The organism is Bacteriovorax sp. As-1 (assembly GCF_058446905.1).
Window position 1 is genome coordinate 2,840,220 of sequence record NZ_CP184341.1, and the last position, 12,203, is coordinate 2,852,422.

The 12,203-nt window shown below is 41.9% G+C and carries 14 protein-coding genes; 10 read left to right on the plus strand and 4 right to left on the minus strand.

All coding sequences use genetic code 11. The features are described 5' to 3' along the window. The first annotated feature begins 52 nt into the window (after positions 1–52). Positions 53–562, plus strand: coding sequence for a MarR family winged helix-turn-helix transcriptional regulator (locus tag ACN20O_RS14530; RefSeq protein WP_491634638.1), 510 nt, complete (start codon positions 53–55; stop codon positions 560–562). Between the two features lie 41 nt (positions 563–603). Continuing rightward, positions 604–1,497, plus strand: a complete 894-nt coding sequence (gene mtgA, locus ACN20O_RS14535; protein ID WP_491634639.1) for a monofunctional biosynthetic peptidoglycan transglycosylase — start codon at positions 604–606, stop codon at positions 1,495–1,497. A gap of 4 nt (positions 1,498–1,501) precedes the next feature. On the opposite strand, the gene ACN20O_RS14540 is transcribed toward mtgA, so the two are convergent. Continuing rightward, on the minus strand, positions 1,502–2,809 hold the full coding sequence (locus ACN20O_RS14540; protein WP_491634640.1) for a S8 family peptidase: 1,308 nt from the start codon (positions 2,807–2,809) through the stop codon (positions 1,502–1,504). Positions 2,810–3,012: 203 nt separating this feature from the next. Here ACN20O_RS14540 and ACN20O_RS14545 point away from each other — a divergent pair, with 203 nt between their 5' ends. Further along, positions 3,013–4,575: a HAMP domain-containing methyl-accepting chemotaxis protein gene (locus ACN20O_RS14545; RefSeq protein ID WP_491634641.1), complete on the plus strand. Its 1,563-nt coding sequence runs from the start codon at positions 3,013–3,015 to the stop codon at positions 4,573–4,575. A 180-nt stretch (positions 4,576–4,755) separates the two neighbouring features. Here ACN20O_RS14545 and ACN20O_RS14550 read toward each other — a convergent pair whose 3' ends face one another. Beyond that, on the minus strand, positions 4,756–5,097 hold the full coding sequence (locus tag ACN20O_RS14550; protein WP_491634642.1) for a hypothetical protein: 342 nt from the start codon (positions 5,095–5,097) through the stop codon (positions 4,756–4,758). A gap of 211 nt (positions 5,098–5,308) precedes the next feature. Between ACN20O_RS14550 and ACN20O_RS14555 the strand changes: the two genes are divergently transcribed. Both ACN20O_RS14555 and ACN20O_RS14560 read left to right on the plus strand, forming a co-directional pair. Next, entirely contained in the window at positions 5,309–5,641 is a 333-nt protein-coding gene (locus ACN20O_RS14555; RefSeq protein WP_491634643.1) for a thioredoxin family protein, read from the plus strand. 167 nt (positions 5,642–5,808) lie between these two features. After that, positions 5,809–7,392, plus strand: coding sequence for a HAMP domain-containing methyl-accepting chemotaxis protein (locus ACN20O_RS14560; RefSeq protein WP_491634644.1), 1,584 nt, complete (start codon positions 5,809–5,811; stop codon positions 7,390–7,392). A gap of 78 nt (positions 7,393–7,470) precedes the next feature. Here the strand turns inward: ACN20O_RS14560 and ACN20O_RS14565 are convergent, their stop codons facing one another. Both ACN20O_RS14565 and ACN20O_RS14570 read right to left on the minus strand, forming a co-directional pair. After that, positions 7,471–7,773, minus strand: coding sequence for a hypothetical protein (locus ACN20O_RS14565; RefSeq protein ID WP_102243097.1), 303 nt, complete (start codon positions 7,771–7,773; stop codon positions 7,471–7,473). A gap of 65 nt (positions 7,774–7,838) precedes the next feature. Further along, on the minus strand, positions 7,839–8,141 hold the full coding sequence (locus tag ACN20O_RS14570) for a hypothetical protein (RefSeq protein ID WP_491634645.1): 303 nt from the start codon (positions 8,139–8,141) through the stop codon (positions 7,839–7,841). A 116-nt stretch (positions 8,142–8,257) separates the two neighbouring features. On the opposite strand from ACN20O_RS14570, the gene ACN20O_RS14575 reads away from it, so the two are divergent. The 5 genes from ACN20O_RS14575 to ACN20O_RS14595 all read left to right on the plus strand — a co-directional run bounded on the left by ACN20O_RS14575 (position 8,258) and on the right by ACN20O_RS14595 (position 12,182). Then, a complete protein-coding gene (locus ACN20O_RS14575; protein ID WP_491634646.1) occupies positions 8,258–9,214 on the plus strand; it encodes a hypothetical protein in 957 nt (318 codons plus the stop codon). A 159-nt stretch (positions 9,215–9,373) separates the two neighbouring features. Beyond that, positions 9,374–9,856, plus strand: a complete 483-nt coding sequence (locus tag ACN20O_RS14580) for an NADH-quinone oxidoreductase subunit B (protein ID WP_491634647.1) — start codon at positions 9,374–9,376, stop codon at positions 9,854–9,856. Further along, positions 9,849–10,472: an NADH-quinone oxidoreductase subunit C gene (locus tag ACN20O_RS14585; RefSeq protein WP_491634648.1), complete on the plus strand. Its 624-nt coding sequence runs from the start codon at positions 9,849–9,851 to the stop codon at positions 10,470–10,472. Before ACN20O_RS14580 ends, ACN20O_RS14585 begins: the two co-directional genes overlap by 8 nt. Then, positions 10,472–11,635: an NADH-quinone oxidoreductase subunit D gene (locus ACN20O_RS14590; protein ID WP_491634649.1), complete on the plus strand. Its 1,164-nt coding sequence runs from the start codon at positions 10,472–10,474 to the stop codon at positions 11,633–11,635. Before ACN20O_RS14585 ends, ACN20O_RS14590 begins: the two co-directional genes overlap by 1 nt. Before the next feature lie 22 nt (positions 11,636–11,657). Next, the gene (locus ACN20O_RS14595) at positions 11,658–12,182 is read left to right on the plus strand and encodes a 4Fe-4S binding protein (RefSeq protein WP_102243101.1); all 525 of its coding nucleotides are present in this window, start codon (positions 11,658–11,660) and stop codon (positions 12,180–12,182) included. The last annotated feature ends 21 nt before the right edge of the window (positions 12,183–12,203 follow it).

Sequence of the window (12,203 nt, forward strand, 5' to 3'; positions counted from 1 at the left end):
GTTTTACTCCCAAATCGTTTGCGAAGCAAACTATTTGTGGTAGAATCTATTCATGGGAAAAAAAGTAACAAAAACAAAAAAAGTTGAGAACAAACTCTTTATCGCGCAAAGTCTTGAAACCACTGTTCATCCAGGGCTCAAGACCTTCTTTGGCTACAGCCTCTATAAGTCTGCTGTGCTTTATAAGGCCTTGATGGAAAAGAGAAACCATCTTTTTTACAATTTAGGGACACCTGAATGTGCCGTTCTTTATGTACTAAGTACCGGCGTAGTAACCAATCAACTTACACTAGGCCAGGAGATGGGCATTGATAAGGCGACGATTGTTAAAATCATCGATAAACTAGAAAAGTTGACTTTTGTGAAGCGCGAAGTGGACCCCAACGACCGCAGGTCTAAGTTTATTTCTCTGACACCTAAAGGAAAGAGCATCCTTGATAAGGTGAGAAAGGTGAGGACAGAGCTTGAAGATGAAGTCCTTTCTCACTTTCCTAAAGAGGATGAAAAAGAGTTAAGAAGATTAGTGCCAATGCTTCTTGAAGTCGTGGCCAACTTAAAATAATTTCTGCGCTTTTTTAGTTTAATGGTATCCTCATAATTACTATGAGTGATGCAATTCCTGAAACACCTCCGCGCCCTAAAAAGAAGGGGCCGATAAGACGACTATTTATCTGGTCTATTCGCCTGGGTCTTTTCTGCTTTGGCTTGAGCATCTTTGTCGTTTTATTCTACCGCTTTGTTCCAGTTGCTTACACTCCACTAATGTTCTGGCGTTCAACAGTATCAATTTTTACTGAAGATAAGTTTGTTGGGATTGAAAAGAAATGGGTGCCTATTACTCAAATTTCTAAATCAATGCAGCAGTCGGTGATCAAGGCCGAAGACTATAAGTTCTATCAGCACAACGGTTTTGACTTCGAGGCCATTGAAAAGGCCATGCAGTACAATAAGACTCATAAGAAGAAAAAAGGGGCGAGTACAATCTCGCAACAGACAGCTAAAAACGTTTTTCTTTGGCCTTCGCGTTCATGGCTGAGAAAGGGAATGGAAGCTTATTTCACGGTTCTTATCGAATTCTTCTGGCCAAAAGAGCGCATTCTGGAAGTGTATTTAAATGTAATTGAACTAGGTAAAGGGGTCTACGGAGTTGAGGCCGCTGCACAGAAGTTTTTTAAAAAACCGGCAAGCAAACTCAATTCATCCCAGGCCGCTTTAATGGCCGCTGTTTTACCCAACCCGATCAGGTTTAGAATCGATAAACCGAGCCGTTATATTTCCAATCGCCAGCGCAAGATTATGGGAAGAAGAGCGCCTACACTAGTGGCAGCAGCTCCTGAACCAAAAGCTGAGATCAAACAACTAGAGACTCCGGAAGAAAAATCGAAAGAGTTTTTTTCTTTGAAGTTTGATAGTGAAGAGGAAGGGGAAAAAGAAAAGGGAGCCGAAGCTCCCCAGACTGAATCTTCTAATCACTCAGAAGACAATAATAACGATTAAAAAATTACTTGATTGTTCTAGCTAGTTCCAGTGCCTTTAGAAGGTCGATGCGTCCGCCTGCAACCATTTTGTCTTTGAAGCGGTCAACCTTTGTTACCGAGTCCACTAGCACTTGTTTAAGTTGAACTGGAGTCAGATTAGGATAGTGAGAAAGAACTTCAGCAGCTACACCTGCCGTCGTCGGGCTGGCCATCGATGTTCCTGACATAGATTCATATCTGTTGCCTGGAGTTGTCGAGTAAATGCTTGAACCTGGAGCTGCCACGTCTACACCAATTTTACCGTAGTTTGAGAAGTAGCTCATTCCACCGCTGTTAGATGTACTAGCAACGATGAGAAGGTTATCACTCTTGTGGCTTGCCGGGTAAGTCGGAGTTCTATCGATATCGCTAGAGTCGTTTCCGGCAGCAGCAATAACTAAAACACCGTAGTTGTCCTGGATGAATTTAAGAGTTTCAGGAATCAGGTTTCCACCTTCATTTGATCTCTTACCGAATGAACAGTTGATGATCTTAGCACCATTTTTAGCAGCGTAGATAAATGACTCAGCTACATCGACATCAGTTTCATCACTGTTGTTTGGAACAGATCTGATTCCCATGATTCTAACGTTTGAAGCGATCCCCGCGATCCCGATACCATTGTTTTGTTTTGCACCGATTGTCCCAGAAACGTGAGTTCCATGAGAGTGCGTGTCTTTGTTGTTTCCAGTTGCGCGCCCCTGAGAGTCGCGAACAAGAGTGTTGATCCCGTAAACGTCATCAACGTATCCGTTGCCGTCGTCATCAATTCCGTTTCCTGGGATTTCGCCTTCGTTTTTCCAGAGAACGTCTTTTAAGTCTTCGTGAGTTGTATCGATCCCTGTGTCTACTACGGCAACAGTGATTGTTTCAGTAGCTGTTGTTCCGTGGATCTTGTAAGCAGCATTAACTGAAACACCGTTTTGAGAAGCATCGTTAAATGACCAGATCTTTCCGACTTGTGGGTCGTTAAATTGAGGAGCATTCATTGATTTGTTTTCTTCTGGTGGTCTTGGGGCCGGTACCGGAGTTGGAAGAGGTGACTTCTCTGCACGGTAGTTTCTTTCTGTGTATTCTACACTTGGGTGATTCTTAAGTTGCTTTTCTAAATCAGAAACATCGTTGTTTCTGATAACATAAACATTTCCAAAAAGGTTTTGAACTTTTGATTGTGAACCAAAATCAGGAAGAGTTTTTCCAGCTTTAACTTTTACCACTAACTCAGTCGGCGTGACTGCAGCTTGAAGTGATGAAAGAGAGAGCATTAGAGTTGAGAGCAGTAAAAATTTCATATTTCATCATCCTTGAAATTTAAGATTAGTCTTAAAGTGTAGTGTCCCTCTTTCCTAATACGCAAGCGATTAAGGCAACTGTTTGACAAAGTAAGATATACTCATCATTCCAAACATCTCGTGAAGTTTTTATTTCCAGCAAATCTTAAGTTAACTCTTAATTATTTATGCCGAGAAAAGCACATATATTCATGGAGTAGGCAATGACAATTGGTTCGAAATTAAGACTCTTAATGGTCTTTTTAGTAATCACTCTTATTACAACGGCCGCAATTGCGTTTTGGACATCCAACCGGTTTGTCACTCAGGTAAACGACCTGGTTGATGTTCAACTTCCAGGTATCAGTAACATGATTCTTGCCGATATGATGCACGATGGGATTAGGGCAAACGTTTATCGGGCCATCCTTGTTTCTAAAACAGGAAGTGAAGAAGATAAAAAAGAAACTAAAGATGAATCAAAAGAGTTTGGCGAAAATATTAAAAATTATATCAGCAATCTTGAAAAGCTTAATATTCATCCTGAGACCAGAGCGGCCATCGCACCGGCCCTTCCTCGCATTGAAGAGTATGTGAAATCTGCAGGCGAGATCGTCGATATTGCTCTTAGTGGAGATGAGGAGAAGGCCCGCGCTAGTCTTGCGGCCTTTAATGAAAAGTTTGAAGCGTTAGAAAAAGAGTTAGGGACTCTGGGAGATCTGGTCAGAGCGGATTCTGCCCAATCTGCTATCAATGCTAGTGCTATTAAATCACAGTCGCTGAATCTCAATTTTGTTTCTCTCGTGATTGGTATTATTCTGTTGATCTTTTTTGCGGCAGTTATTAGAGCTCAGCAAGCACAGTTAAAAGATATTATCGGTAACTTGATTAAGGAATCTAGCCGCATCAGTAGCACAGCAGACAACCTGACTCAAGCAGCTCAGAATCTTTCGGCCTCAACTGAGCAACAATCAAGTGCCTTTCAGGAGTCTGCAGTAGCCTTAGAAGAAATTACGGCCACAGTTACAACAACAGAATCTAATTCAAGACAGCTCGACAGTAATGCCCGCGTGAGTTTTGAATCGGCCAGCAACGGAAAAGAGACTATTGAAAAAATGCTTGTGGCAATGGGTGATATTAATAACAGTAACACGGCCATGATGAAGCAGATTGAAGATGGAAATAAGCGCATCGGAGACATTATCCGTGTTATCGGTAACATTGAAGAGAAAACAAAAGTAATCAACGATATCGTCTTTCAGACTAAGCTTCTGTCTTTCAATGCTTCTGTCGAAGCGGCAAGAGCAGGCGAGCAAGGAAAGGGGTTTGCCGTGGTCGCAGAGGAAGTCGGGAACCTGGCCGAAATGAGTGGAAATGCGGCCAAGGAAATCTCAGACATGCTTTCAAACAGCGTGAACACAGTTGAAGTGATCGTCAATGAAAACAGGACAAAAGTAGAGTCACTTGCCTATGACGGAAAAAAGAAAGTCGAGCAAGGGATTCAAATTGCAAATAAGTGTGGAAGTGCATTAGAAGAGATTGTTTTTCAGGCCTCAAGCATTAATACGCTTATCAGTGAAATCACAACAGCAGTTAAAGAGCAGTCAAAAGGAATTTCAGAAGTTTCAAAGGCCATGGGACTTTTAGATCAATCGAGTTCGCAAAATTCAGTTATCTCCAAAGAGAACTTAGAATCTTCAAAAGAGTTGCAGGATCAGGTTCAGAAACTCGATGGTGTGATTAAATCTCTTTCAGGGATGATGACCAGCAAAACAGCTCATTCATAAAAATAAAAAAGGCCGGATAAACCGGCCTTTTTTTATTCTTCTGTACAAGTAAATTTAATAGTTCCGCCAATGTGATCTCCCGCCTGGAAGATGTAGTGAGCTTTAAACTCTTTGGTGTCTTTTAGTTCAATCACAAACGATCCCCACATTCCACTTTTTTGTCCGTCAGTAAAACGAGCATCAAAGTTTTTTAAATTGCGCGTGACCTTTGTATTTTAGTGGGCGATAGTTAGGATTAGCTTTGACTTCATCAAACTCAAAGTAACCGCGGTAGCTGTTTTCTTCGTTGAAGCTTGTATCGTCAGCGTCTTCCCATTGATTTTTTACGAAAACGAATCCGTTGACGTTTTTCATTGAGCTTTGAGCTCCATTTTTTTCAAACTCAAAAGTCACCAGGGCCAGAGCAGGCAGCTTATCACCCCATTGAGTCCCGTGGTCTGAAGAACAAGTGACAATTTCTGCACTTGCAGTATTTGTCACAATCGCAAAAAAAAGAGTCACGATTAAAGATATTGATTTCATATTTAGCTCTGATAAAAATTATTTTGGTCTGATCTAAATAAGTCCTTTGCTGCGCATTGTGAAATCTCAAAATTAGATATCAGCTATGCCCTGAAAGCTTTAGATAACCAAAAGATTTACTCAACTATTCCTCCAGAAAATATGGAGTTATCCATAGTTCTACTTCCGGCCCTAGTATGCGGTGGGGTTTTATAATACTCTGCCAAATGAAATGAGAGCACAAAAGCTGAAGACATTTAGTGATTTTTTAAAAAGAGCAGAGATCATCGAGCATGCTCTTTTGATCATTACTGAAGACGACAGTCTTGAGTGCGAGCGTGCTATCCAGGAGCTTCGCTCATTAAATTACGATATGCCTTTTTATGAATTAAACCTTTCAGATAATCCCAACCTCAAAGAGGAGATCGCTGCTTTTTACGACATCGAAAGTTTGCCTACCTTTATATATTTCCGCGGAAAAAAAATGGTCAGCAAAATAAAAGGCTACGATCAATCAAACAATTTTTCACGATTTCTTTCAACAGCCGTTCACTTAGTTTACTAAAATTATAAATCGCTCTTGTTTGGAATAATTCGGCGAAGAATTTTTAAACAAAAATCCACTTACATTTATAAGAAAAACTCAAGAGGTTTTTACTTAAGTATTTCTCTACTTACTACGATGGTGTGTTTTAGAAAATCCACCGTCTCTGTCGTAGGGGAGTTTTATTTATGTTTGAAAAAAGAAGTTTGAACTGGAAAATGCGCGCAGCTTTCACTGTCTCTGCAGTGTCGCTAGCAGTTGTTGGTTATTTTAGTTACCAAGGACTACAGCACGTTAGTGAAAAGTATGAACACGTTGCCAACATCAACCTTCCTAATGCCATTATCCTAGAGGAGATGAAGGGAACTTCTGATAAAGTCATGAGTTTGATGATTCAGAGTGCGTTGGTTGGTAACAACGAAAAAGAGATGAAGCGTCTTGCTGGTCGTTTTGATGAAACACTTAAGCTTTACCATGAGCTTGATGATGAATACAGAAAAGCAGAGTTTGTTCCAGGCGAGCATGAGCTCTATGAAAAAGTTGATAAAACATGGCAGAAGCTTGAGTCTGATTTAAAGAAAGGAAGAGAGCTGGCCCAAACACAAAAGGCGGAAGATAAGCATTTGTTTCAGGAATATTATATGAGCGAATCTGTTAAAGGGACTCGCTTTGAGTATTATAAAGTTTTAGGCGAGCTGATTGATTTCCAAAAAGCAGAATCTAAAAAATGGGTTGCAAGCGCAAAAGAAAAAAGCGACTTTGTAGAAAAGACCATTCTTATTTTAGGTCTTCTTGGATTTATCTTCTCTATCGCAACAGGATTTTTATTCTCGCGCGCTATTTCATCTACATTAAATAGAATTGCAGAAGTGCTGGCCGATGGTGCAAAAGACATCGCTTCAACTTCTTCTCAAGTTGCCGGATCGAGTGAGACGCTTTCATCAGCGGTTTCTCAACAGGCCGCTGCTGTTCAGGAGACTTCGGTTTCAGTTGAAGAGTTGACAGCGATGGTAAGAAAGAGTTCGGAAAACTGCTCAACATCGGCCAACGTGTCTTCACAAAGCCATGAGACAGTTATCCAGGGGAAAGAGGCCGTAGAAGAAATGATCAGGTCAGTAGATGACGTAAGCCGTGGTAACGAAGAAATCATGGCCTCAATCGAAGAAGGGAACCGCCGTATCGCTGAGATTACTTCGGTTATTAATGAAATTGCAGCTAAAACAAAAGTGATCAACGACATCGTATTCCAGACAAAACTTCTGTCTTTCAACGCTTCAGTTGAAGCAGCTAGAGCTGGTGAAAATGGAAAAGGGTTCGCGGTTGTAGCGGAAGAAGTGGGGAACCTGGCACAGATGAGTGGTCGCTCAGCAAGCGAGATTTCAGCGATCGTTGATGAAAGTATCAGAAAAGTAGATTCAATCGTTGCTGAAAACAAAACGAACGTAGAAAAATTCGTTCAAAGTGCAAAATTAAAAGTGCAAAAGAGCCAGGCCGTCGCTTCTAAGTGCGGAACGATGTTTGATCTGGTGGTAGAAAATACGACAAAAGTTAATGGTCTGATCGAAGAGATTGCCAGAGCTTCAAGTGAGCAGTCAAAGGGGATTGAGGAGATTACCAATGCTATGGGGCAGATTGATGTAGCGACGAATGAAAACTCGACGGTAACTCACTCGGTAGCAAAAGCAGCAAAAGACCTTTCAAGCCGCGCTGACGTTCTAAAAGAAATGTCATCAGAGCTTTATCAAACAGTTCACGGTAAACAGGCCGCTTAAAAACGTCCAAAATAAAAAGGCCGCGGGATTAAAATCAACCGCGGCCTTTCTTATCTGTCAGAATCTAAAAATCAAAGATTACTTTAAAATAGACTCAGCTTCGTTTAGTAACATCTCAAGAGCGTCTGACTCAGAAGCTCCTTCGTTAATTGCTTGTGCATCAGCAATTTTTTGAGAAAGGAAAGCAGAAAGTCTTCCAGATTGCATATACTCTTGAGCGTCGTTAAGTACGATGTTCGCTTGAGCTTTTTGGAATTCACCAGAAGTCGTCGCAGAAGAAAGAAGTGGTGAAGCTGAAGTTAAAACAGTTGAATCAGTGATAGAGTAAGCAAATACGTTAGCAGAAAGAGCTAGAGCGATTAAAGCGATTGTCTTTTTCATAAAGTCTCCAAAAGTTTGAGCGCAGTAGTGTTGTGTCGGGATCGCTGCGCCTGTGGTTTATAATATTAGTTTAAAATTGATTGAGCTTCGTTGATTAACATGTCCAGCGCTTCTTCATCAGAAACACCAGCATTCACTGCCTTTGCATCATTGATTTTTTGTGAAAGAAAAACTGAAAGTCTGCCAGACTGGAAGAATTCCTGAGAGTCATTAATCACCATTGCCGCTTGTTTTTCAGGGATGGTTCCTGACGTTGTTGCTGAAGAAAGGAGTGGAGAAGCTGATGTCAGGACGGTTGAGTCCGCAAGCGAGTAAGCAAAAACGTTAGCAGAAAGTACCAATGAAAGTAGGGCAATTGTCGTTTTCATGCATGGGCTCCGAAAAGTGTTATGGCGGAATCATACATGCCTGAGCGTCACTCTCAAGTAAGTTTGTAAATTTTACCTGTTCAGTTCTTCAGATCGCCTTCCGATAAAGGCAGAACATGAAGAGATTACTTCCCATTCTTTTACTCGCCCTGACCCTTTCCCTGACTGCCAACGCGCAGGCGGTGAAGATGTTGGATGCTGGTGAAGACATCAATTTCAATGAACCTTGGTATAAGAAAAACCGTTCAGATGAAGACAATTTTAAACGCCTGGTAGAGGGGCTTAAGCGCGTTTCGTCGGGCAAAAAGGTCATTGAGAAGGCCACGCAAAAAGCGGCCCAACAGGGATACACTCTTTTTGATGTAGTTGCGATTGGCGACGGGTCCCTGACGGACACGACCCTGATCCGCCGTTTTTCAGCTTCTAACCCGGCCCAGGTCATGTACGAGACCCGCTCTAAGGTCTACTTGAATAAGCACCTAAAGACCCTGGATGCTATGCTGGACTTCGCCCACGAACTGACCCATTACACGTATCGCGAGCCTTTTAACCCATACGATGCCCGCTTCCATTTAAAAGACTTCATTAAAAGCACGGTCGAAGGCCGTGGCGGTGAAGTAGACGCTTATATGGTTGAGTGCAAGGTTCTTCAGGAGATGCTTCCAGGGGAAGGTTTCTCGCGTTCAAACTGCCCTAAGGTTTATGACCAGAAAGTGGGAGCGATCTCAAAAGAACTTGGTATCCAGGAATTTTACAAAGTGGGTCATCATTTTGATGGTCTGAAAAAAGACCTGGAGAAGTTTGCGGTAAACGAAAAAGATATACCTCAAGCTTCTGGTAACGAAGCTTTGTTTATTTCATCGGCCTGGGGCCTTCCGTATCCGGTTGCTGCGGTGAAAGAATACGTCAATATCATGGACCGCGTCTGCAAAAACGACCAAAACCGCATCACTCTTATGCAAGATAAGCTGGGAAGAGCACCTGCTAGTTCAGATACTCTGAAGGACACCCAGGATTTCCGTCTTATGTTCGAAGATTTCAAGAGTCGCTGTGACAGATTTGTCTCTAAATAGAATCTTCTCGATAGCATCCCGTCAAAAAAAACCTGACTAAAATTCACGAGCTTTGGGCCACTTTTCATTGACGACAACTCGTACGCTCTGTAAAATTTGTGCAATAATTGTAAAGATTTAATTGAATAAACTTTGTGCGTACATACGAGGGAGCACGAGATGCAAGACAGCGTCGTTTTGATGAAAGTAGATGATTTCTTAAACTGGGGTCGCAAGAACTCACTTTGGCCTATGACTTTTGGTCTCGCTTGTTGTGCGATTGAAATGATGGCAACTGGTGGATCGAAATACGATCTTGAAAGATTTGGTTGTGGAGCTTTCATGGCCACTCCAAGACGTGCAGACCTTATGATCGTTGCTGGTACAGTAACTCTGAAAATGGCAACAAGAATTCAAACTCTATTCGAACAAATGCCAGAGCCAAGATATGTAATCTCAATGGGCTCTTGTGCAAATAAAGGTGGACCATACTGGCAACACGGCTATCACGTTCTTAAAGGTGTTGATGAAATCGTCCCAGTAGACGTTTACGTTCCAGGTTGTCCTCCGAGACCGGAAGCTCTTATTGAAGGTGTAATGACTCTTCAAAAGAAAATCGCAAACGAAAGAATCCTTCGTGATAAGTGGGTAAAACATGCATAACGAAATCGCATCTAAATTAAACGGCCTGGTCTCTGGATCAAATGCAGTAGCGAACATCGCAACTGTTGGTGACTCTTCAATCATGGTTGAAGCAGGAAAAATCCTGGAAGTGTGTAAGGCACTTAAGGCAGAAGGATTCAATGTTCTTCAAGCTGTGACAGGAACAGATTACTCAGACAGAATTGAACTAACTTACGTTCTTGCTGACTTCACTAAAAACCGCGAGCTTCTGTTAAAAACAAAGCTTGGTCGTGGTGATGGTTCAGGAAACAATAAAGACACACTTCCAAAGATCGACTCAGTGGTAAGCGTGTGGAATGCAGCTAACTTCCAGGAGCGCGAAACTTACGACATGATCGGTGTGAACTTTGTTGGTCACCCGGATCTTCGCCGTATTCTTACTCCAGATGACTGGCAAGGGTATCCTTTAAGACGTGATTACGTTGTTCAAGAGAAATACTTAGACATGGTGGTAAATCCAGCTCACAAGATCAACTCAGCTGATCACATGTTCGGTAAAAAACTAAAAGAAGAAATTGGCGATCCAAAAAAGGTTTCTGCAAGTTGGAAATCTAACGATTCAGATGAATCAGAAGACGCAAAGGACGGTGAATAATGTCTGCTCATACTCACGAAGAAGAAAAAATCCGTTTAGGGGATATGGAAGTTTTAAAGTCAGACCTACTGACTCTGAATATGGGTCCTCAGCACCCTGCCACTCACGGGGTTCTAAGAGTTGAAATTAAAACTGACTCGGAAATCGTTGTTGAAGCGACACCACACCTTGGTTACCTTCACCGTTGTTTCGAAAAACACGCTGAAAATTTAGACTATAGAGGAGTTATCCCTTTCGTTGACCGCATGGACTACCTTGCAGCTATGTCAATGGAATGGGGATACTGTCTGGCTGTTGAAAAAATGCTGGGAACTGAAGTTCCAAAAAGAGCGGAATACATCCGTATCCTTATTGCTGAACTTCAAAGAATTGCTTCTCACTTGGTTTACTTCGGTACATACGGGATCGATATGGGAGCGTTCACGACTTTCCTATACTGTTTCCAGGACAGAGAAGAAATCCTAAGACTATTTGAAGAACTTTCTGGTGCACGTATGCTTTATAACTACGTGTGGATCGGAGGAGTTTGGAACGATATCAATGACGACCAACTAAGAAGAGTTAAAACTTTCGTTGACCGTTTTGAAGGCGAACTTAAAAAATACCACCAGCTTGTTGGGGAAAACAAAATCTTCATCGAAAGAACAGCTAACGTTGGTGTGTTAACAAAAGAGCAATGTTTCGACTACGGAGCAACTGGACCAGTTCTTCGTGGATCAGGTGTTGAGTGGGATTTAAGAAAGAACCGTCCATACGGTATGTACGAAAAATTTGACTTCAACGTCGTTACTGGTAAAGGGGAAAAAGGAACAGTGGGAGACTGCTGGGACCGTTACTACGTAAGAATTTTTGAAATGTTCGAATCGATCAAAATCATCCGTCAGGTGCTTGAAGGAATTGAAGAAGGGCCGGTAATGGGCAAAGTTTCAAAGATCATCAAAGTTCCAGCAGGTGAAATCTATATGAGAACTGAATGTCCGCGTGGAGAGTTAGGTTACCACTTAATCTCTGACGGTGGAAAAACTCCATACAGATTAAAAGTGAAGTCTTCATGTTTCACTCACACGTCAATGCTTCCAATCATTGCCCCAGGGCAGATGGTGGCCGACCTTGTAGCGAGTATCGGAAGTATCGATATCGTTCTTGGGGAAGTAGACAGATAATTTAATTTTATAGGGAAATAATATGGAAACGATTCACCTTAAAAAAGCCGCTGAACCAGAACTGACACTTAGTCAGTGGTTTAAAAACGTTTACTACGCTGTTAAGTCGACAGCTGTAGGGATGGGGATTACTTTTAAATACGTATGGGGAAGGGAAGTTGTTACGATCGAGTACCCGGAAGTAAGAGAAGAGCTTCCATCAAACTCTCGTTCTCGTCTTTTTAACGATGCTGAAAACTGTATCTCATGTCTTCAGTGTGCGGTTGCTTGTCCAGTAGACTGTATCTACATCGCTGCTGTTAAGAGACCAACTGACGCTCCAAAGATCAAAACTAAGGACGGTACGCCAATTCGTCTTGATCTTAAGCAATACACAATCGACACTGCACTTTGCATGTACTGTGGTCTTTGTACAACGGTTTGTCCAACTGAGTGTTTAACTCACACGACTGACTACGAATACGCTTCATACACGCTTGCGAGCATGAAGTACGACTACCTGGCTCCGGATATCAGAGCTTGGAGAACGAGAATCGTAAAATCTTAATAGGTACACAAATAAAAAAGC

Excerpts from the sequence above, each read along its gene's own strand:
- ACN20O_RS14555 (WP_491634643.1), top strand. The coding sequence starts at position 5,309 with ATGAGAGCACAAAAGCTGAAGACATTTAGTGATTTTTTAAAAAGAGCA.
- ACN20O_RS14565 (WP_102243097.1), bottom strand. The coding sequence starts at position 7,773 with ATGAAAAAGACAATCGCTTTAATCGCTCTAGCTCTTTCTGCTAACGTA.
- ACN20O_RS14550 (WP_491634642.1), bottom strand. The coding sequence starts at position 5,097 with ATGAAATCAATATCTTTAATCGTGACTCTTTTTTTTGCGATTGTGACA.
- ACN20O_RS14590 (WP_491634649.1), top strand. The coding sequence starts at position 10,472 with ATGTCTGCTCATACTCACGAAGAAGAAAAAATCCGTTTAGGGGATATG.
- ACN20O_RS14570 (WP_491634645.1), bottom strand. The coding sequence starts at position 8,141 with ATGAAAACGACAATTGCCCTACTTTCATTGGTACTTTCTGCTAACGTT.
- ACN20O_RS14540 (WP_491634640.1), bottom strand. The coding sequence starts at position 2,809 with ATGAAATTTTTACTGCTCTCAACTCTAATGCTCTCTCTTTCATCACTT.
- ACN20O_RS14580 (WP_491634647.1), top strand. The coding sequence starts at position 9,374 with ATGCAAGACAGCGTCGTTTTGATGAAAGTAGATGATTTCTTAAACTGG.
- ACN20O_RS14560 (WP_491634644.1), top strand. The coding sequence starts at position 5,809 with ATGTTTGAAAAAAGAAGTTTGAACTGGAAAATGCGCGCAGCTTTCACT.
- ACN20O_RS14575 (WP_491634646.1), top strand. The coding sequence starts at position 8,258 with ATGAAGAGATTACTTCCCATTCTTTTACTCGCCCTGACCCTTTCCCTG.
- ACN20O_RS14595 (WP_102243101.1), top strand. The coding sequence starts at position 11,658 with ATGGAAACGATTCACCTTAAAAAAGCCGCTGAACCAGAACTGACACTT.
- ACN20O_RS14585 (WP_491634648.1), top strand. The coding sequence starts at position 9,849 with ATGCATAACGAAATCGCATCTAAATTAAACGGCCTGGTCTCTGGATCA.
- mtgA (WP_491634639.1), top strand. The coding sequence starts at position 604 with ATGAGTGATGCAATTCCTGAAACACCTCCGCGCCCTAAAAAGAAGGGG.
- ACN20O_RS14530 (WP_491634638.1), top strand. The coding sequence starts at position 53 with ATGGGAAAAAAAGTAACAAAAACAAAAAAAGTTGAGAACAAACTCTTT.
- ACN20O_RS14545 (WP_491634641.1), top strand. The coding sequence starts at position 3,013 with ATGACAATTGGTTCGAAATTAAGACTCTTAATGGTCTTTTTAGTAATC.